Below are 19,898 nucleotides of genomic sequence, written 5' to 3' on the forward strand. Positions count from 1 at the left end.
CAAACGTCGCAGAAGGAGTGCCCTTATGCCGCTCCCGGCCCGTCCGCCGCGCGGACAACACCGTTACAGACGGATGTTGTCCGCCCTGGGCATATGCGCCACCGTGCTGACAGCCACCCCTGCAATGGCGCAGGGCACCCCTGACCCCGCCGACCCGTCCCTGCCGGCGGCCGCGGAAGCGAAGATCGATCCCAGTCTGCTGAAACGGATGAACGCCGTCGAGGCACGCGGCGAGGGACGCGTCGAAGCGGCCGTCGTCCTCCGACAGACCACTGCGGCCCCGGCCCTCGGTGACACCCCCGCTGAGGTACGCGACGAACTGAGCGACGCCGTCGAGTCGGTCCAGGAGCCGGTCGTGGACCTCGTCGAGGCCCAGGACGACGAGGTGCTCAACACGTTCTGGCTGAAGAACATGGTGCTCGTCAAGGCCACGCCCGACACCCTCGGCCGACTCGCGGGGCTCGCCGCTGTCGACCACATCATCCCCAACTTCACCGTCCAGGCGCCGCCCGCCGAGACCGTGGACCAGAGCGCCTCGGCCGTCGCCGCCGCCACCGAGCAGCCGACCACCTGGGGCCTGGCCAGGGTCGGCGCCGACAAGGTGCACAGCGAGCGGAACCTCACCGGTGACGGTGTGCGCGTCGCCGTGCTCGACACCGGTATCGACGCGAGCCACCCCGACCTGGCGGGCAAGCTGACCAGCGACGACGCGAACGACCCGACCCACCCCGGCGGCTGGATCGAGTTCGACAAGGACGGAAAGCCCGTACCCCACTCCGAACCGTACGACACCAGCTACCACGGCACCCATGTCGCCGGCACCATCGCCGGCGGCGCCGCCTCCGGCACCCGGATCGGTGTCGCCCCCGACGTCGACCTGATGGGCGCGGTCGTGATCCCCAACGGCAGCGGCAGCCTGGCGCAGGTGCTCGCCGGCATGCAGTGGGCCGTCGCCCCGTACGCGGCCGACGGGACCCCCGCCGGGCAGCCCGCGGACGTCGTCAGCATGTCGCTCGGAGCCGAGGGCTACGCCGACGAGTTCATCGAGCCCACCCGCAACATTCTGCGCGCCGGCGCCTTCCCGTCCTTCGCCATCGGCAACGAGTGCGTCAACGGCTCGGCGAGCCCGGGCAACGTCTACGACGCCGTATCGGTCGGCGCCACCGACGAGGAGGACAACGTTGCCGAGTTCTCCTGCGGCGAGGTCGTCGAGAAGAGCAGCTGGGGCGCCCCGCCAGCCGACTGGCCCGACAGCTGGGTCGTGCCGAACGTCTCCGCGCCCGGCGTCAATGTCCTGTCGGCGCTGCCCGGCGGCGGATACGGCCTGCTCGACGGCACTTCGATGGCCACCCCGCATGTCTCCGGCACCGTCGCCCTGATGCTCCAGGCTGATCCGGACCTCTCCCCCGAGGAGGCCCTGTCCATCCTCACCGGCACCTCCTTCTTCGACGACCGCTACGGCGCGCGCCCCAACTCCCGCCACGGCCACGGCCGTATCGACGCCGACGCGGCGGTGGCGGAGGCGTCCCTGCGCAGCGGCGTGCGGGGCACGGTCACCGACGGAAAGTCCGGCAAGCCGCTCGCAGGCGTCACCGTGACCCGCACCGACACCGGCCGTGCGGTGACCACCGACGCACAGGGCCATTTCTCGATCCGGCTCGCACCCGGCACGCGCGAACTGAAGCTGTCCCGCTTCGGATACGTGACCACGACGACCCGGCAGCAGGTCGTCGCCGACCGCTACATTGACGTGGACCCGGGCCTGACCCGCACCCGTTGGGGCACCATCAGCGGCACGGTGACCTACGCACCCACCGAATCGACGGTGCCCGGCACGACCGTCGCCGTCCTGGACGTCCCCGACGAGCTGACCGCCGTGACGGACCGCAACGGCCGCTACACCATCCACGATGTGCCCGTCGGCACCTACGACGTACGGGCCACCGCACCCGGCATCTCCCGGTCCACGCCGCTGACCGTGACCGTGGGCGGCCGGTCCGCTGCCGTCAAGCACGCCGACCTGGAGCTGCCACGCCCCTCCGCCACCGACCGCGTCTCCCTCACGGCCCAGGGCGGCCAGCTTGACGGCGACGCCTGGTGGCCCGACGTGAATGACGACGGCCAGGTCGTCGCCTTCGCGAGCCTGGCCACGAACCTCGTGCCCGGCGACACCAACGGCACGCTCGACATCTTCGTCTCCGACCTGGAGGCGGGGACCGTCGAAAGGGTGTCGGTCGCCTCCGACGGCACCCAGGGTGACGACTTCTCGCTGAGCCCGTCCCTGAGTGGCGACGGACGCTACGTCGGATTCAACAGCGGTGCCGGCAACCTGGTGCCCGGCGACACCAACGGGCAGACGGACGCCTTCGTCCACGACCGGTCGACCGGCACCACGGAAGTGGTGTCGGTGGCCGCCGACGGCACCCGCGCCAACGGCCTGTCGTCGGCGCCCTCGCTCAGTGACGACGGACGCTACGCCACCTTCATCAGCGATGCCGACAACCTGGTGTCCGGCGACACCAACAAGTCCACCGACGTCTTCCTGCACGACCGGCAGACCGGCGAGACGGTGCTCGTCTCGCAGACCCCGGCCGGCGTCCCGGCGAGCGGAAACTCCCGTGAACCGTCGATCAGTTCGGACGGCCGGTACATCGCCTTCCAGAGCTCGGCGGGCGACCTGGTGCCCGGCGACACCGACGGCGCCATCGACGTCTTCGTCCGCGACCGGGTGACGGGCACCACCACCCTGGTCGGTCCCGAGGGCGAGAACACCGGACCGAGCATCAGCGGCGACGGACAGCTGGTCGCCTTCACCCAAGGCTGGCAGCTCTACGTCAGCGATCTGAAGACGGGAGAGATCGAGCAGGTCTCCGTCACCGGCAGTGGTGAGACGGCCGACGACTGGGCCTTCGCGCCCTCCCTCAGCGAGGACGGCACGAAGGTCGCGTTCTACAGCTACGCGGCCAACCTCAGCGCGGGCGACACCAACGGCCTGCCGGACGTCTTCGTGCGCGACCGGACCGCCGGCACCACGACCCGGATCTCGGGCGGTCTGGAGGACACCGAGGGTGACGGCCTCTCGTTCCTCCCATCCCTCAGCGGCGACGGCCGCACCGTCGCCTTCGAGAGCACCTCGGCCAACCTCGTGGCCCAGGACAGCAACGGTCACTCGGACATCTTCGTCCACGACCTGGCTCCCGGCCCCGAACCGCTCTTCGCGCTGAGCGACCTGACGGTGAGCCCGTCCCAGGCGCGGCCCGGAGCACCGGTCCGGGTGACGGCACACGTCAAGAACGTCGGCGTCGTGAAGGGGACGTACGAGGCCGAACTGAGGGTGGCGGGGGAGCCCGAGCAGCAGCGCTCCGTCACGGTCGGCGAGGACCAGGACGCCCTGGTGAGCTTCACCGTGCGCCGCGATGCCGTCGGTACCTACCGCCTGCGACTCGGGCCGCTCACTGGGCAGTTCACGGTGAGATAGCCCTCGCGGCAGGGGACCGGCCGCTCCCTCACCGGGGAACCGGCCGGTCCCCAAGGGGAACGGCGGACTCGCCGCCTCACCGGGAACGGCGGTTCCGCTGCCGGCCCACCCGGTCGACGGCGGGGCGCCTCCAGCAACGAGCACCACTGGCACGACCGGCAAGCAAGTCGACAACCCGATGCCCCTTCTGCGGCGCCCGCCGCGAGCCCAACCCCCGGGACGCATGTGTTCGTGGGCCCGCAGGATCCTTCGAGTCAGGGGAATCCGTCGACACACTGTTCCTCCGGCAGAAGACGGCACCCGCTCGTATTCGCGGCCGCCCTCCGGGTCACCGCGGAGGGTGACCCGCTCATACGCAAAAGCCTTCTCCTTCGCACCCCGCACGGCAAGGCGGGTGAGCGCACGGGAATCCTGCCCAGGCACGGCAGGCACGAGAAGACGGCGGAGGAACCCCAGGAGCCCCGGGGGGAGGCTGAATCCGGGTCGCCCTGAACGACCGGTGGGGGCGTCCTCCGCAAAAGAACGACCCTGTCAACGGCCACGACGGGAGACATCCGCCGATCAGGACACGAAAGCCACGATGACGCCACTGGCCAACTCGTCGGCACCCCGGGCCGCGCCCAGGCCACCGGACGCCGCCCGTGGTGAGCAGGTTCGGCAGGAAGACCGAGAGAGGCCACCAGAAGCGAGGAGGCCTGGAAGGTGTAGCCGTACATGGGGGGAATCTCTTGCTCGGGAAGCAGGAAGTGCCGACGGCCGACCACCGTGAGCACTCTGTACAACCGCGCCCCCCACCGCGGTGAAGACCACCGTCCGGGACACACACGACACACTTCCGGCCCACAGCGCCCCCACAGACCCAGCCCGCCCGAGGCGGATCGCGTTCGCGTCAGACGCCTTGCGAGGGCGAACGCTTCAGCCGGCAGGTGCGGGCTCGCCGGGTACGACTGGGGCGGGCGCGCCGCCCACGTTGCCGCGGCCCTGTGTCCGACTGGTCGATCAACCGGAACCGGTACGCGAACGCGCGGCTCCGGCAGACGCTCGACGGCTGCTACAACCGCTCAACTGCTCAGCTCCTCCGTGCTGGTTCGGCTGCTACCGCCGCTTCGGCTGATCAGGCGAATCCGGCCTACGCGGCCGACGCCGAGCACGTAACCGGTGATCAGGAGTGTGCACAGGCACCAACTGGCCACGACGTCCAGTGGCCAGTGGTAGCCGCGGCGGACCAGCCCCAGGCCGACGCCCGCGTTGAGGACGAGGCAGAGGGTGAGCAGTGCGCGGCGGGAGAGGGGGCCGCGCAGCCGGGGCAGGAGGAGCAGCGCCGCGCAGCCGTAGGCGATGGCCGCGGTCGCCGTATGACCGGAGGGGTAGTAGCCGGTGGCCGGGGGGACGACGGGGGTGCCGGGGCGGTCGGTCAGTTCCTTCAGCGGGACGACCAGGGCCGGGAGCAGCGCCATGAGGACGACGGCGGCGGCACCCGGCAGCCACCAGCGGTCCGCCCCCGCCGCCCGGGCCCGCCAGGCGGCGTACCCCGCGGTCAGGACGAGCACGGGGACGGCGACCTGGACGTTCCCCAGGTCGGCGAGGAGCTCGGAGAACCCGTCCGGCCGCACGAGCACACGGCTGACCCGCTCGTCCAGCCGCACCAGCGGCCCGTCGGCGACGACCTGCCAGGTGATCAGCGCGAAGAGGACGGCGGGCAGGGCGAGCAGCACAGGAAGCACGCCGAACAGCTTCGCAGGTGAAGGCGGCCGACGCGGTCACGGGTGCGGACCACTGACGCCGGAACACGCTGAAGGGCCGACGCAAGGGGGGGTGTGCGCCGGCCCTTCAGGGGCGTACCGCTCCCAGGCGGCCGTCCGGACCGGAACGTCGCGCGCCCCGGGGGGTCTGGGGCGGGCGACCGTCCGATCGGTGAGGAGACCCGGAGCCGAGGGCCCCGGTGTGTGCGCGAGGGCACGACCAGGTCGAAGCTGGGGAGGCCACGGCCTGATGTCACCCGAGGTTCCCCGCGGGTGGGGTGTATCTCTCAACTGAGGAGAACCTACGGCAGGGGCAGCGGGCGCGACAGGCGGAAACCCGACCCGCCATCCACCTCGCACACGTTCTTCACACGCCCTGCCGTGAGGCCCCCGGATGGAGGGGCGGGCGCTCAGATGCGCGCGAACGCCTGCTCGACGATGTCGAGGCCCTCGTTCAGCAGGTCCTCGCCGATGACCAGCGGCGGCAGGAAGCGCAGCACGTTGCCGTAGGTGCCACACGTCAGGACCAGCAGGCCCTCGGCGTGGCAGGCCTTGGCGAGCGCGGCGGTCGCCTCCGGGTTCGGCTCCTTGGTGGCGCGGTCCTTGACCAGCTCGATGGCGATCATCGCGCCACGGCCGCGGACGTCGCCGATGATGTCGAACTTCTCGGCCATGGCGGTGAGACGGGCCTTCATGACCCCCTCGATGTTCTTCGCCTTGGCGTTGAGGTCGAGCTCCTTCATCGTCTCGATGGCGCCGAGCGCGCCGGCGCAGGCGACCGGGTTGCCGCCGTAGGTGCCGCCCAGGCCGCCCGCGTGCGCGGCGTCCATGATCTCGGCGCGACCGGTGACGGCGGCGAGCGGCAGACCGCCCGCGATGCCCTTGGCCGTGGTGATCAGGTCCGGGACGATGCCCTCGTCCTCGCACGCGAACCACTGACCCGTACGGCAGAACCCGGACTGGATCTCGTCGGCGACGAAGACGATGCCGTTGTCGGAGGCGAACTGGCGGATCGCCGGGAGGAAGCCCTTGGCCGGCTCGATGAAGCCGCCCTCGCCGAGGACCGGCTCGATGATGATGGCGGCGACGTTGTCCGGGCCGACCTGCTTGGTGATCTGGTCGATGGCCTGCGCGGCGGCCTCCGGGCCCGCGTTCTCCGGACCGGTCGGCCAGCGGTAGCCGTACGCCACCGGCACCCGGTAGACCTCGGGCGCGAACGGACCGAAGCCGTGCTTGTACGGCATGTTCTTGGCGGTCAGCGCCATGGTGAGGTTGGTGCGGCCGTGGTAGCCGTGGTCGAAGACGACGACGGCCTGGCGCTTGGTGTACGCGCGGGCGATCTTGACGGCGTTCTCGACGGCCTCGGCGCCGGAGTTGAACAGCGCGCTCTTCTTCGCGTGGTCACCCGGGGTCAGCTCGGCCAGCGCCTCGGCGACCTCGACGTAGCCCTCGTAGGGCGTGACCATGAAACAGGTGTGCGTGAAGTCGGCCAGCTGGGCGCTCGCCCGGCGTACGACGGCCTCGGCGGACGCGCCCACGGACGTCACGGCGATGCCGGAACCGAAGTCGATGAGCCGGTTGCCGTCGACGTCCTCGATGATCCCGCCACCCGCGCGCGCGGTGAACACCGGCAGCACGGAGCCCACGCCCTGGGCGACCGCGGCGGTACGACGGGCCTGCAGCTCCTGCGACTTCGGGCCGGGGATGGCGGTGACGACGCGGCGCTCCTGCGGGATTGCGGTCATGAGGGGCTCCTGGGGTTTTGCGGACGCTTGCGTTTCTTTCCTTTTCTCGCAGGTTAGGACCGGGGCGGGAGGGTGGGCATGCTCCATGTGGGCGTTGTCGGGGGGGTGGGGTTGTCCGCGTTGGACATAGAGGCGTGGAGGGCCGCTCCGCGTGCCGGGCGGTGCGAGCCGTGAACTCCCCCTCCAGGGGCATTAGATTGACTCGCTGACGGTGGACGGAACGGCTGCTCAGGGGGCAAGCGCGATGGACAGCGACGGGACGCGGGACGTGCGGGGTACGCATGCGAATCCTGTACCTCGTCCAGCGGGACCACCCCCGGCGATGCCGCCAAGGCCCTCCGTGCCGCCCCGGCCGGACGGCTCCGCCTTTCTCGCCTGGCTGCGCACGCCCCGGCCGGAGGCGGCACCGGGCGTGTGGCGGTTCGGGCACCGGCCGCGGCCGGAGGAGGAGCCCGAGGTCGTCCCCGGGCGTCAGCTGTTCACCGGGGCCCTGATCGCCTTCTTGGTCGGCTGGCTGATCTGGTCGCTACTGTGGAACGGCTATCTCGGCGGCTGGTGGCTGCTCCCGCTGTACGCGATGATCCCCGACTCCTGGGCCCAGCCGCACAGCATCGGCGCCGTCGTGGTCGTGTACGCCTACTACGTCGTCGTCGCCCTGATCATCATGGTCGGTGTGGGACGGCTCGGGCGGTGGAGCGAGATCTGGCGCCGTTACGGCCCGCCCGCCTGGCGCCGCGGCGCCGCCGCGGCCGACGCGCGGCCGCCCGCCCCCGACCAGGACCCCGCGGACTGGCCCGCCCTGCGCGCCGCCGGCGCCGCCGGCGCCGCCGACGCCGCCGACCGGCTCGCCGCCGACGCCCGCGCCGGGCTGATGCGCGACGTCGACCACGCCCGCATCACCCGCGCCTGGCAGGGCGTGCGCAGCGGCCGGCACAGCGTCGCCACCTTCACCGGCGCGGTTTTGAAGGACGGCGCCGCCGCCTGTCCGCACCCCTCCGGCGAGCGCGACCTGCCCGCCCGGCTCGCCCGGCACGACCTGCTCACCGGCCAGGTCAGGCTCGGCACCACCGCCGACGACCCCCGCAACCCCTATGCCTACCGGGGCACCGGCCTCGCCCTCGGGCCCGAGCTGCTCGGCACCTCGCTCCTCGCCGTCGGCCCGGCGGGCTCCGGCAAGACCGGCACCGTGGTGCGCCCGCTCGCCGAGTCGCTGTGCCTGCACGCGCTCGCGGGGCGGGCCGCCGTCGTCGTGGTCGGGGCGGCCGGCGCCGGACTCGGCCCGGCCGACGCCTACGACGTCGTCGTGCGTATCGCCCACCCGGAGTCCGTCTACGACCTCGACCTGTACGGCGGCACCACCGACCCCGACGAGGCCGCCGCGATCCTGGCCGAGGCGCTGGTCGGGGACCTCGCCGACCCGCACCCGGGCAGCGACACCCGCCGCTCCACGACGGTGCTGGCCCAGCTCCTCGGCCCGTTCCGCGCCGTCCACGGCCGCTTCCCCTCCGTACCGGAACTGCGCCGGCTCCTCGATGGCGCGCCGGGCCCGATGAGTGAGCTGCGGGCGGCGCTCCAGGACGCCGGCCAGGATTCGCTGCTGCGGGAACTCGACGCGCGCGAGCGGCAGATGGGCCACCCGGGCGACGTCGGCGGCGTGCTCGCCGACCGTGTGGCGCTGCTGGACCGCCCCGCCTTCGCGGGCTTCTTCGACACGTCCGGACAGTCCCGCCCGTTCTCCCTCAAGGCCCTCGACCATCCCGTGCGGGTCCGCATCGACCTGCCCGAGCGCGGCCACGCGGACGCCTCCCGCATCCTGGCGCGGCTGGTCCTGGCCCAGTTCACGGCGAGCGTGGCGGTACGGGAGGACCGGTCGCTGTTCGCCTGCCTGATCCTGGACGACGCGACGGGCGTCGTCACGCCGGAGGCCGTGAGGGGCATCCAGCGGCTGCGGTCGGCGAACGCCGGGGCCGTGCTGACGCTGCGCACCCTGGACGACGTACCGCGCCCGCTGCGCGGCCCCCTGCTGGGCTCCACCGGATGCCGCATCGCGCTGTCCGGGCTCACCCCGTGGGACGGGCAGGACTTCGCCGAGGTGTGGGGCAAGGAGTGGACCGAGACCCGCGACGTCACCGACCGGCAGATCATCGCCGAGACCCCCGCGGGCAAGGCGGTGCACGTGCTGCGCCGGGCGATCACCGGGAAGGCGCCGACCGCGCGGGCGGTCACCGTCCGGCAGGTCGAGCGGGAGCGGTGGTCCGCGTCCGAGCTGGCGCACGCGGTGCCGCCCGGGCATGCCGTGCTGTCGCTCACCGACGTGCAGGGTGAGCACGCGCCCCCGCTCCTGGTGGACCTGCGCGACTGAGGATTGCGGGGTGCCGGGACCGTACGGTGAGGCAGAATCGACACAGGTCGTTCATACGCGGCGGCCAAAAGATCACCACGATCAGCCGAGCTCCACAGACCCGTCGTCGACCCGCCAGCCCTCCGACCTGAAGGCCTCATGCCCCCCACGCTCGCCTCCCTCGTCCACCACTCCGCGCTCAAACTCACCGTGCGGGCCGGCGAGGGCCGCCTGGACGTGCCCGTGCGCTGGGCGCACGTCAGTGAGCTCGCCGACCCCGTGCCGTACATGGAGGGCGGGGAACTGCTGCTGATCACCGCGCTCAAGCTGGACGCGGAGGACCCGGGGGCCATGCTGCGCTATGTGAAGCGGCTGGTCGGGGCAGGGGTCGTCGGGCTGGGCTTCGCGGTCGGCGTGAACTACGACGACATCCCCCAAGCGCTCGTCGACGCCGCCGAACAGGAGGGCCTGCCGCTGCTGGAGGTCCCCCGCCGCACTCCCTTCCTCGCCATCACCAAGGCCGTGTCGGCCGCCATCGCCGCCGACCAGTACCGGGCGGTGACGGCCGGGTTCGCGGCCCAGCGCGAGCTGACGAACAAGGCGCTCGGCGAGGGCCCCGAGGGGCTGCTCGCCGTGCTCGCCGGACAGATCGACGGATGGGCGGCGCTCTACGACGCCTCGGGCGCCGTCGTCGCCGCCGCGCCGGAGTGGGCCGGCCGCCGGGCCGCCCGGCTCACGGCGGACGTGGAGCGGCTGCGGGACCGGCCCGCGCCGGCCAGCTCGGTGGTCGGCGGACCGGAGCACGAGGACCGCGTCGAGCTGCACACCATCGGCACCGGCCGCCGCCCCCGCGCGGCCCTGGCAGTCGGCACGGCGGCCGCCCTCGGCACCGCCGAGCGGTACGCCCTCCACTCGGCCATCGCCCTGCTCACCCTCACCACCGAACGCTCCCGCTCCCTGCAGGCCGCGGAACAGCGGATCGGGGCCGCCGTGTTGCGGATGCTGCTCGCCGGCCAGCCGGACCACGCCCGCGCCGTCGCCGGCGACCTGTACGGCGGCCTCCTCGACGCGCCCTACCGGATCGTCCTCGCCGAGTGCGCCTCGGGCCACGCGGGCGTCGCCGAGGCGGTGGAGGCCGCCGCGGCACGCTCCGGGGAGTCGGTGCTGGCCGTGCCCGAGGGGGACGGGGAGCGGCTCGTGGTGCTCGCCGCGGACGGGGGCGCGGTGGTCGCGGCCTGCGCGGAGTACGCGGCGGCGCGGGAGGCCGTGCGGGCGGGGCAGGAGTCGTCGGCGGGGGAAGCCGACGACCTGGTCGTCGGCCTGTCGGCGCCGGCCGGCCCGATCGCCGCGGCCGCCGCCTACAAGCAGGCCGAGCAGGCGCTGTCGGTGGCCCGCCGCCGGGGACGAGTGCTGGTCGAGCACGAGCAGCTGGCGGCGGGGTCCGTCCTCCCGCTGCTCGCCGACGACGCGGTCCGGGCCTTCGCGGACGGCCTGCTGCGCGCGCTGCACGAGCACGACGCCACGGGCCGGGGCGACCTGGTCGCCTCCCTGCGGGCCTGGCTGTCCCGGCACGGCCAGTGGGACGCCGCCGCCGCCGACCTCGGCGTCCACCGGCACACCCTGCGGTACCGCATGCGGCGCGTGGAGGAGATCCTCGGACGCTCGCTGGACGATCCGGACGTACGGATGGAGCTGTGGCTGGCGCTGAAGGCGACGTCGACGGAGTGACCGGTGCCCCGCGCCTGGCGCCCGAGGAGGCCAAAGCGTCGTAGCCCGGCCCGCCACTGCTACGAATCGGACAACCGCACCCCGCGCCCCCCACCCCTACCGTTGACCGGGAAATCCGTACTCCAAGGACACCTCAACGCGGAAGGGGCCGGGACTTATATGACCTCCACCCACGCCTTCTGGCTCGCCGGCCGTCAGGCCACCGGTCAGGACACCTTCGACGTCACCTCCCCGTGGGACGGCCGGCTCGTCGGCCAGGTCAGCGTGCCCACCGACGCCCAGGTCGAGGAAGCCGTGACCGCCGCGTACGCGGTGCGCGACGAGTTCGCCGCCACCCCGGCCCACGTCCGCGCCGCCGCCCTCGACCACGTCGGCCGGCGGCTGGTGGAGCGCACCGAGGAGATCGCCCAGCTGATCTCCGCCGAGAACGGCAAGCCGATCAAGTGGGCGCGCGGCGAGGTCGGCCGCGCGGTGTCCGTGTTCCGGTTCGCCGCCGAGGAGGCCCGCCGCTTCAACGGCGGCGAGGCCCAGCGCCTCGACACCGACGCCGGCGGCCAGGGCCGGCTGGCCTTCACCCGCCGCTTTCCCAAGGGCGTCGTCCTGGGTATCGCGCCGTTCAACTTCCCGCTGAACCTGTGCGCCCACAAGGTCGCCCCGGCCATCGCCGCCGGTGCGCCGATCGTGCTCAAGCCGGCCCCGTCGACCCCGTTGTCCGGGCTGATCCTCGGTGAGCTGCTGGCCGAGACCGAACTGCCCGCCGGTTCCTGGAGCATCCTGCCGGTCCCGAACGACCGCATGCCCGCACTGGTCCAGGACGAGCGGCTGCCGGTGATCTCCTTCACCGGGTCCGAGAAGGTCGGTTACGCGATCATGGACTCGGTACCGCGCAAACACTGCACCCTGGAGCTCGGCGGCAACGGCGCGGCCGTCGTCCTCGCCGACTGGGCGAGCGACGAGGACCTGGACCTGGCCGCGAACCGCATCGCGACCTTCTCCAACGGCCAGGGCGGCCAGTCCTGCATCTCCGTGCAGCGCGTGATCGCCGATGCCTCCGTGTACGACCGGCTGCTGCCGCGCATCGTCGCCGCCGTCGAGGCCCAGGTCACCGGCGACCCGAGCGACGATGCCACCGACGTCGGCCCGTTGGTCAGCGAGGACGCTGCCAAGCGCGTGGAGTCCTGGGTCGACGAGGCGGTCCGGGCGGGCGCCCAGCTGCTCGCCGGCGGCAAGCGGGACGGCGCCTCGTACGCGCCGACCGTCCTCACCGGCGTGCCGGCCGACGCCACGATCGCCTGCGAGGAGGTCTTCGGTCCGGTCCTGACCGTGCAGAAGGTCGACGGCGAGGCCGAGGCATTCGCCGCCGTCAACAACTCCAAGTACGGCCTCCAGGCGGGCGTGTTCACCCACGACCTCCAGGTCGCCTTCCGCGCCCACCGCGCGCTGGAGGTCGGCGGTGTGGTCGTCGGTGACGTGCCCTCCTACCGCGCCGACCAGATGCCGTACGGCGGCGTCAAGCAGTCGGGCGTGGGCCGCGAGGGCGTCCGCTTCGCGATGGACGACTACACCTACGAGCGCGTCATGGTCCTCACCGGCCTGGCCCTCTGACCCGTCCTCGGCGACACGCGTCACAACCCAACGGCCGGAGCCCACTGCGCGGGGGCTCCGGCCGTTGGTCTGTACGTGGGACTGACGTGCGGCAACGCGCTGAATCTGGCTGACTCCGATCAGGCGGTGGGAACACAGTGGGAAGGTACCGGCGAGCATGCGGGTGAGACGCTCGCCTACTACGCGCGGGCGCTCGAAGACGACGGGCCGGCAGGTGAGAACGAGGCCGTACTGCGGCGTTCCATCACGGTCTCCGAGTATCCGGACCGGTTCCGCTGGCCTCTGATCGAACTGCTGGACCGCCAGGGCCGGATCGAGTAAGCCGTCGAGGTGGGTCGCCCGACGTTCGACTACCACGACGCCTGCCTCTTCGAAGGCATCATCCACCTACTGCATGAAGCCGGTCGACTAGACGACGCCCTGGCGCTCCTTGACGAGCGCAGTTCTGAGTTCGTCGAGGAGCACTCGTCCTGGTTGAGTTCGAACCGGATCTGGCTGCTGGGCGAGGCTGGCCGTCACGAGGAGGCCCTCGCCTACGCTGGGACGCTGCCGCCGGCCATGTACGGCCTGACGGTCAGCAAGGTGTGGATTTTGGAAGAGATGGGCGCCTTGAGGAGGCTCTCGCCCTGCTGCGGGCGGACACCGAACTGCGGCCGTCGGAAGTGGCCGAGCTGCTCATCCGGCATGGCCGCGCCGCTGAAGCCGTCGCCGGAATGCCCTCCCTCACCGAACAGCACTCGGCAAGGCGGCGGCGTGACGCGGCCATGCAGGCCGACCGTGGCCCCAACGACCCTCCCTTCTAAGAGGCCATCTCAATTGGACCGGCCGCGCGCTTGAATGCGGGTGGCATAGGAGCGGGCTCTGCCGCATGATCACGCCATGACGAGTCCGGCCGCCTTCCGGGACCAGACCAACTGGTCCGATGGCTACTACGAGCTGGCCATAGAGGTCGGATCGAGTGATGATGCCCAGCTTCAGGCCGTCCTGAGTGCTCTGTGGTCCGCCGCAGACGTTCACGGGTGCTTCGGGCAGAGAGATTGTGAACCTGAAGAGCAGGATCCCGTGCCGTGCACGGTTGGCTCACTGACCGAGTTTGGCCACCTCCATGGTCAGGTCCGTCTGCCGACGGGCCAACTGGTCGTGTGCGGTTGTGTGGCGATCCGCGGCGGTGATGAATGCGGCGACTGGCTGGACTTTTATGTCCCCGTCGGTGCGCTGGGTCACGCGGGTCTTGCGTACTGGGACGGTCGGCCGTTCTTCAGGTCCGACGTGATGGACGAATGGCTGGCTGCCATCGGGACCGAAACCTTCAAGAGCGCCTCCTTCAGCCTGGGGGTCATCGGCTTCGAGGTCTCTGGTTGCACCGATGCATCGACGCTGGCAGGAAGGTTGCCGCAGACGCGGGACATCGGATATCTGCTTCCACAAGGCAACGTCCTGCACTATGGCGCCGCCAACACCTGAGCCTTGTTGCTCCGCGTGGGCACGAGCCTGCGGTAGCAGATGAGGGTGCAGGCGATGCTCGTAAAAGCGAGAAAGTGTTCCGCTTTGCGCTCGTAGCGGCGGTGGAGGCGTCGGCAGCCGGCGAGCCAGGCCATGGTGCGTTCGATGGTCCAGCGGTGACGGCCCAGCCGCGTCGAGGTCTCGATGCCCTTGCGGGCAATGCGGTGGGTGATGCCACGCTCGCGTAACCATCGCCGCAGGTGGGAGCAGTCGTAACCCTTGTCTGCGTGGAGCTTGCCCGACTTGCGTCGCCAACGTCCTCGGCGGGACCGGATCGGCGGTATGCCCTTCACCAGAGAGATGAGTGCCTGGCTGTCGTGCAGGTTCGCGCCGGAGATCCCGACGGACAGGGGCAGACCGGTGCGCTCGGTGATCAAATGGATCTTCGAGCCGTACTTGCCCCGGTCGACAGGATTCGGGCCTGTCAGGTCCCCCTTTTCAGGGCCCGCATGTTCACCGAGTCGATCACGCAGCGGGACCAGTCCAACTCGCCGCGGGAGCCGAGCTCGTCGAGGACCAGGCGGTGGAGCTCGGCCCACACCCTGGCCTTTGTCCACTCGGAAAAGCGCCGATGAGCTGTCGCCCCCGACGGCCCGAATGACGCTGACGGCAACTGCTGCCACGTACAGCCGGACGTGGCCACGAACACGATCGCGGCCAGCACCTCCCGGTCACCATGCCGGCGCCGTCCGCCACCCTGAGGCCGCGTCGGCGCCTCCGGTACTACCCGCTGGAACAGTTCCCACAACTCGTCCGGCACCAGCCGCTCGATGATCCCCACCACGACCCGACAGCCTACCCAACCGCCCAAATGAGATGACTTCTAAACGAGCGGCCTGCGGGGCGCGGCGCGCAGAGTGTGTGCACTCCCGCACCACGGCGCGCATCACCGTGGGAGCGCACGACACCGTGCGCACCGGTCGGGGTGCAGAGTGGTCCACCGTGGCGGCCCTGCTCGCCTACGGCCTCCGCCCGCAGGGCGCTGAGGCGTTCGTACTCGGCGCTCCGCCTGCGGCTGGCGGGATTACCCATGAGACGGCGGATGAGCTTGTTGATGCGGTCGGCGTCAGAGCGTGAGTGATCGCGAATGGGGAAGTGCCGGGACATACCGGTAAAGGTACGGCCCGGCACTGACAAGCGGGTTCAGCGGATGGGGCGGACCATCACGGTGAGGAGCGGGGAGGCTGGAGACGGTTGGCTCTGCCCGATGTCCTCGTATCCCCACGACCGGTAGAGCGCGTGCACTTTCCCGTCCCCGGCCGCCGGGTTGACCATGAGGGTCACGAAGGGTTCCTCGCGCGTCAGGAGCAGTGCGTCATGGATCCGCCGGGCGGTGCCTGTGCCGCGCCAGGCCGGGCCCACGCCGATCTCCTTTAGCGCAGCGGCCGGACGCTCGGTGTACTCGTCCGCCGGGGCCGGGGTGGTGCGCTGCCAGTACCGGTCTCCGCGCTCGATGGTGTTGGCGTAGGCGTAGCCGATCGGTTGGCCGTCCACGTACGCGAGGATGGCCACGAAGCCGGGCTCATCGCCGTGCCGGTCCAGGCGCTCACCGAACGCGGTCACGGCGTAGTTCGGCAGGTGGAGCAGTGGCGCCCGTACCTCGGCGTAGACGTCGATCAGGTCACCGCGGACGTCGTCGAGCGTGGTGTATTTGCGGAGTTCGATGGCGGGAGCCGTGGTCATGCGCTGGTCCTCCAGGCGGCCGTGTGCTCGGTCCAAGTCTGCGCGGTCGGGCTGCCTGGTGCGGTGGCGCGCAAGGCGGCCCCGAACTCTTGCAGCATGCGCGATACCCGAGCGTGTTGGGTAGCGGCACTTGCCGGGACCTTCATGGCGGCCGCGGTGGCGGCGTCGGCGTCGCCCTGTGCGAGCTGGGCGTGGGCGAGGCGGGTCATGGCGATCGCACGGGATCGCACCATGTAGGGCCGGAGTCCCGACAGGCAGCGATGGGCGTGGAACTCGGCCGTGGGGTAGTCGCCGAGTGCCAGGTACGCCGACAGGGCCAATGAGTCCAGCTCGGCCTGGTCATAGAAAGCGAGCAGCCACACCGGCCGGTAGGCCTCGGGATCGGCGCGGTTCATAGCATCCTGCGCCTGGTCGAACGCTCGGCGCGTGCCGTTACGGTCCTGGGCGGCGCCATGGATGGCTGCCTGCCGAGCCAGGCCGAGGGACGCGAACATGGGGTCCCGGCGGGTGATGTGCAGGCCCCGAGCGACATCGTTGGCCGCGAGGGCGTCGGCAGGCCGACCCATGTGCCGGTACATGCTGCCGACGTGGCTCCAGATGCGGAACTTGATCGCCTGGTCCCCGGACATCTCGGCGAGAGCCTGAGCCTCGCGCATGTGCTCCTGTGCTTCGGCATACCGGCGGCCGTCGATCGCTGCCCACATCGCCGAGGAGCGGAACGAGGCCGCGCACGCGTAGAGGTTGTTGCGCACTCGCTGAGTGGCGCTGCCAGAGTTCTGGAGGTTCAGCGCCTCGGTGGCGAGTGCGGCGGCGCGTTTCTCGATGCCGAGCTGTCCGCCGTGGCGATGGTCGCTTGCGACGATCTCGGCGAATCGACGCTGAAGGCGGTCGACGTCGCTCATGCCGATGCGGCGCGGAGCGGTGCCAGGAGCTGCTGCTGCTGCGGCGGCAGTAGCAGCGATGCCGCCGACAAGGGTGCGGCGCTTCATGTCGTCCTCCTGCTCTGGGGCTGGGGCGGACTGAGCCCGGCCCCGTGGCACGAACCCTAAAGCGGTCGCGGGAAGGCCGGTAACGTCTTCAATGGCCTTGCGTGTCGCCGAGTTGGGCCATTGCACTCGCCCAGATTTCCAGCTGCGAACTGACGATCCGTCGTGTCCGCCAGGACGGCCGGTCAGTCGCTCGACCGCCGTGTTGACCGCCTCAGCCAGGCTGTTGGAGCTGTGGCCGTGTTCCTTCATCCACGCCACTAGAGCTTCGTTCCGCGTGGGGTGCATGCACGCACCGTAGCGTTCCAGTGTCATCGCGTCAGTTGAATCGACGGTCAAATCCCCCTAGGTGACTGCATGTCGTAGTGACCTCATCACCCTAAGCGGAGGGTAGGGGATGGCGGTTGTCTGGCCATCGGGCCGCCCGTCGAGGGAGGCCAAGCGAGAGCCCGGCCCGGCCCTGTGAGGGGGGCACGGGCGCCCCAACTCTCTAAGAGGCAAGGCGTGACAATGTTCAATACCACGCAGGCGAACAGAGCAAGCTCAGCCCCCGACGCACTCGACGTACAGCCGGCGGACCGCATCGTCACCGGCCCTGAGCGGCGAGCCGCCGTCAAGACGTGGCTCCTGACGGCCGCCGCCGACAGGGACATCGCTCGCCGGGAATGGGACCGTCACAGCGTCGCCCTGCTGCGCTGCGGCGGCATCTTCACGGCCGTCCGCGTGCCGATGGTGCTCGTGGAGGCCGCAGCCGGCACTGAGGATCGGCGGAAGATCGGCGCTTACCTGGACGAGGCGCTGCTGGGTGGCGCGGTGTTCCTCGACGAGGGCTCCAGCCACGTCCACTTCCTCGTCTCGCCGACCGTGTGGAACCGCTGGAACGTGCCCGACTCGGAATGCCTCGTCCAGGACAGCTACCTTGGCGTGCCCAACCCCGATCCGGACCCTGACGAGCCGTCGCGTTGGCTGCTGGGCATGGGTGGCCCCGGCGACCTGTGCGTGCCCGACGCGGTGAAGCAGCTCGTCATGTTCGCCCGGTTCCGCGCGGCCCAGGGCGGTGCCTGACGTGTTCACGGGACGCCGGCTGGTAGCCGAGGACGGCACGCCTGTAGCGACCCGGTGCTTTCCTCGGGAAGCGCAGTCGGTGGCCGTAGCCCGCCAGTTCGTTCACCTCGCCCTGGTGGAGCTGAAGCTGCCGGATCTCGCCGACTGGGCTGAGCTGATCACCTCTGAACTCGCCTCCAACGCGGTGCGGCACGCTCGGCACGACTCGTTCCGGGTGACCGTCCGCCGGCTCGGTGCCACGCGGGTGCGCGTGGCGGTGATCGACAAGAGCCGCGACCTGCCCGAGCTGGTCGCCCCGTGCGACGACGACGAGCACGGCCGGGGCCTGGCCCTGGTCGACGCTTTCTCGGCGCAGTGGGGGACGGACCCGCTGAACTGGGGCAAGCGCGTCTGGGCCGACTTGGAGTCACCAGGCCTGGAGGAGACGCCCGCTCCCAACGTGCCGATATACACGCACCGCGGCGCGCAGGTGATCTACGTCCTGATAGTCGTCGCGGTCACCGCGCTCATCACTGCGGGCGTGGCCGCGCAGCACTGACGCGGCGCCCGCCCCCCATGACCCCGCCCTGGTCGCTGATGTCGACGGCTCTCCCACCGGCCGGGGCGGACCAACCTCCTTGGAGACTGCATGCATCAGCTGATCGCTGCCCCGTTCCTGGAACAGCACGTCCTCGTAAGGCCGGGAAGCCGCGGCGGCGCCCTCCTGCCCGAGGCTCGCTACGACGAGCTGCGCGCCCTCGATCCATCCGAGCCGGCCCCGCCATGGCTCGTCGACGCCGCCCGCTCCCAGTGGGACGACCTCGACGTCACCGGTCAGTCCCTGGCCGAGTTTCTCCTCGTCCGCCAGCCGTCCACGTGGGGCCACGGCAAGGCGAGCTGGGAGGTCAACCTCGGCTGCAACTACGACTGCAAGCACTGCTACCTGGGCCTGAAGATGAAAGCCGGGATGCCGTGGGAGGACAAGCGGCGCTGCCTGGACATCATGGCCGAGGCCGGGGTGCTGTTCCTCCAGGTCACCGGCGGCGAGCCGACCATCGACAAGGACTTCATGCGCGCGTACCGGTACGCGTGGGAACTCGGCATGATGATCACGGTTTCGACGAACGGCTCGCTGCTGTGGCGCGAGAACTTGCTCCGCCTGTTCCGGGAGTACCCGCCGTACCGCGTCACCGTCTCGATGTACGGGACGACAAAGGCCAGCTACGACGAGCTGACGCAGCGCCAGGGCGCCTGGGACCAGTTCGTGCAGGGCATGAACGCCGCCCGCCACGCTCGCCTCCCGCTGCGGATGAGCATCGTCGTCACCGACGACAACGGCCACGAAGAGCAGTCGATGATCGACCTGTGCAAGACGTGGGGCGTCGAGTACGAGGTCTTCACGAACATGACGCCGACCATCTACGGCGGCGGTGAGGTCCTCACCGCGCAGTCCAAGGAACACCTGCGGGTGCGCAAACAGTTCACGGGCTGCAACGCCGGACACACCTTCTTCCACATGGACCCCTTCGGCCTGGTGTCCATCTGCAAGATCGGCCGCGACGACCAGATCAGCTTCCCCAACGAGGGGATCGAGGGCCTTGCCCGGCTGGGTGCGATCGCGGACCGCCTCATGCTTCGCACCGGCGGGTGCTCGGGATGCAGCATCGCCGGCTCCTGCCGCGTGTGCAGGCCCCTGGCAAAGCACTACCAGGAGGCGAAGGCCCCGCTGGCGGCTTACTGCCAGCATGGAGACAGAAAGCAGGGTGAACTGAATGACTGCTGTAGCAGTTGAGATCTCGCCGAAGCGCCCGCTGCCGAGCGACGGGCCCACCGGAACCGGCCTGCCGTACCTGACGCGGCCGGTTCTGGAGCCGGTGAAGCCGGTGACCACCATCGTCGGCATCGCCGACATGGACACCGTCATGGACAGCGCGAAGTGCTCGTGCGCGGCTGGCGACGACAACCCGCACTGACCTGATCTGCGCCTGATCCGGTCGTGACAATGCAGGCCCCGGCATCTTCGCGCCGGGGCCTGCGGCTTGT

The 19,898-nt window shown here is 70.9% G+C and carries 15 protein-coding genes; 10 read left to right on the forward strand and 5 right to left on the reverse strand.

Annotated features, from left to right (window positions below):
• The first annotated feature begins 103 nt into the window (after positions 1–103).
• Entirely contained in the window at positions 104–3,478 is a 3,375-nt protein-coding gene (locus IPT68_RS26905; protein ID WP_189700779.1) for a S8 family serine peptidase, read from the forward strand.
• A gap of 1,061 nt (positions 3,479–4,539) precedes the next feature.
• Here IPT68_RS26905 and IPT68_RS26910 read toward each other — a convergent pair.
• Together IPT68_RS26910 and gabT are read right to left on the reverse strand one after the other, a co-directional pair.
• Positions 4,540–5,202, reverse strand: a complete 663-nt coding sequence (locus IPT68_RS26910) for a phosphatase PAP2 family protein (RefSeq protein ID WP_228039917.1) — start codon at positions 5,200–5,202, stop codon at positions 4,540–4,542.
• Positions 5,203–5,630: 428 nt separating this feature from the next.
• A complete protein-coding gene (gene gabT / locus IPT68_RS26915; protein WP_189700778.1) occupies positions 5,631–6,965 on the reverse strand; it encodes a 4-aminobutyrate--2-oxoglutarate transaminase in 1,335 nt (444 codons plus the stop codon).
• A gap of 244 nt (positions 6,966–7,209) precedes the next feature.
• On the opposite strand from gabT, the gene IPT68_RS26920 reads away from it, so the two are divergent.
• From IPT68_RS26920 to IPT68_RS26940, 5 genes are all read left to right on the forward strand, one after another.
• The gene (locus IPT68_RS26920) at positions 7,210–9,327 is read left to right on the forward strand and encodes an ATP-binding protein (protein WP_189700777.1); all 2,118 of its coding nucleotides are present in this window, start codon (positions 7,210–7,212) and stop codon (positions 9,325–9,327) included.
• Positions 9,328–9,465: 138 nt separating this feature from the next.
• The gene (locus tag IPT68_RS26925; protein ID WP_189700776.1) at positions 9,466–11,034 is read left to right on the forward strand and encodes a PucR family transcriptional regulator; all 1,569 of its coding nucleotides are present in this window, start codon (positions 9,466–9,468) and stop codon (positions 11,032–11,034) included.
• A 159-nt stretch (positions 11,035–11,193) separates the two neighbouring features.
• A complete protein-coding gene (locus tag IPT68_RS26930; protein WP_189700775.1) occupies positions 11,194–12,639 on the forward strand; it encodes an aldehyde dehydrogenase family protein in 1,446 nt (481 codons plus the stop codon).
• Positions 12,640–12,765: 126 nt separating this feature from the next.
• Positions 12,766–12,960: a hypothetical protein gene (locus IPT68_RS26935; protein ID WP_189700774.1), complete on the forward strand. Its 195-nt coding sequence runs from the start codon at positions 12,766–12,768 to the stop codon at positions 12,958–12,960.
• A gap of 558 nt (positions 12,961–13,518) precedes the next feature.
• Positions 13,519–14,103, forward strand: a complete 585-nt coding sequence (locus IPT68_RS26940) for a hypothetical protein (RefSeq protein WP_228039919.1) — start codon at positions 13,519–13,521, stop codon at positions 14,101–14,103.
• Here the strand turns inward: IPT68_RS26940 and IPT68_RS26945 are convergent.
• The 3 genes from IPT68_RS26945 to IPT68_RS26955 all read right to left on the reverse strand — a co-directional run bounded on the left by IPT68_RS26945 (position 14,082) and on the right by IPT68_RS26955 (position 17,099).
• Positions 14,082–14,917, reverse strand: a protein-coding gene (locus IPT68_RS26945) for an IS5 family transposase (RefSeq protein WP_189700877.1) whose coding sequence is annotated in 2 segments (ribosomal slippage) — positions 14,082–14,578 and positions 14,578–14,917 — 837 coding nt in all. Because the reading frame shifts where the segments join, the coding sequence is not laid out codon by codon here. The genes IPT68_RS26940 and IPT68_RS26945 overlap by 22 nt on opposite strands.
• A gap of 368 nt (positions 14,918–15,285) precedes the next feature.
• Positions 15,286–15,825, reverse strand: coding sequence for a GNAT family N-acetyltransferase (locus IPT68_RS26950; RefSeq protein ID WP_189700773.1), 540 nt, complete (start codon positions 15,823–15,825; stop codon positions 15,286–15,288).
• On the reverse strand, positions 15,822–17,099 hold the full coding sequence (locus IPT68_RS26955; RefSeq protein WP_189700772.1) for an XRE family transcriptional regulator: 1,278 nt from the start codon (positions 17,097–17,099) through the stop codon (positions 15,822–15,824). Before IPT68_RS26955 ends, IPT68_RS26950 begins: the two co-directional genes overlap by 4 nt.
• Positions 17,100–17,315: 216 nt before the next feature.
• Between IPT68_RS26955 and IPT68_RS26960 the strand changes: the two genes are divergently transcribed.
• From IPT68_RS26960 to IPT68_RS26975, 4 genes are all read left to right on the forward strand, one after another.
• Positions 17,316–17,876, forward strand: a complete 561-nt coding sequence (locus IPT68_RS26960) for a hypothetical protein (protein WP_189700771.1) — start codon at positions 17,316–17,318, stop codon at positions 17,874–17,876.
• A 79-nt stretch (positions 17,877–17,955) separates the two neighbouring features.
• Complete coding sequence (locus tag IPT68_RS26965) at positions 17,956–18,414, forward strand: ATP-binding protein (RefSeq protein ID WP_228039921.1); 459 nt, start codon at positions 17,956–17,958, stop codon at positions 18,412–18,414.
• Between the two features lie 90 nt (positions 18,415–18,504).
• Positions 18,505–19,647, forward strand: coding sequence for a radical SAM protein (locus IPT68_RS26970; protein ID WP_189700770.1), 1,143 nt, complete (start codon positions 18,505–18,507; stop codon positions 19,645–19,647).
• Complete coding sequence (locus tag IPT68_RS26975) at positions 19,628–19,828, forward strand: hypothetical protein (RefSeq protein ID WP_189700891.1); 201 nt, start codon at positions 19,628–19,630, stop codon at positions 19,826–19,828. The genes IPT68_RS26970 and IPT68_RS26975 overlap by 20 nt, the downstream gene beginning before the upstream one ends.
• Positions 19,829–19,898: the final 70 nt, after the last annotated feature.

Origin of the sequence: Streptomyces chromofuscus, assembly GCF_015160875.1 — a bacterium.
Classification (GTDB): domain Bacteria; phylum Actinomycetota; class Actinomycetes; order Streptomycetales; family Streptomycetaceae; genus Streptomyces; species Streptomyces chromofuscus.

What these genes read in the sequence shown, in the direction of transcription:
- IPT68_RS26950 (WP_189700773.1), bottom strand. Translation starts at nt 15,825, where the DNA reads ATGACCACGGCTCCCGCCATCGAACTCCGCAAATACACCACGCTCGAC.
- IPT68_RS26975 (WP_189700891.1), top strand. Translation starts at nt 19,628, where the DNA reads ATGACTGCTGTAGCAGTTGAGATCTCGCCGAAGCGCCCGCTGCCGAGC.
- IPT68_RS26940 (WP_228039919.1), top strand. Translation starts at nt 13,519, where the DNA reads ATGACGAGTCCGGCCGCCTTCCGGGACCAGACCAACTGGTCCGATGGC.
- IPT68_RS26970 (WP_189700770.1), top strand. Translation starts at nt 18,505, where the DNA reads ATGCATCAGCTGATCGCTGCCCCGTTCCTGGAACAGCACGTCCTCGTA.
- gabT (WP_189700778.1), bottom strand. Translation starts at nt 6,965, where the DNA reads ATGACCGCAATCCCGCAGGAGCGCCGCGTCGTCACCGCCATCCCCGGC.
- IPT68_RS26920 (WP_189700777.1), top strand. Translation starts at nt 7,210, where the DNA reads ATGGACAGCGACGGGACGCGGGACGTGCGGGGTACGCATGCGAATCCT.
- IPT68_RS26925 (WP_189700776.1), top strand. Translation starts at nt 9,466, where the DNA reads ATGCCCCCCACGCTCGCCTCCCTCGTCCACCACTCCGCGCTCAAACTC.
- IPT68_RS26955 (WP_189700772.1), bottom strand. Translation starts at nt 17,099, where the DNA reads ATGCACCCCACGCGGAACGAAGCTCTAGTGGCGTGGATGAAGGAACAC.
- IPT68_RS26930 (WP_189700775.1), top strand. Translation starts at nt 11,194, where the DNA reads ATGACCTCCACCCACGCCTTCTGGCTCGCCGGCCGTCAGGCCACCGGT.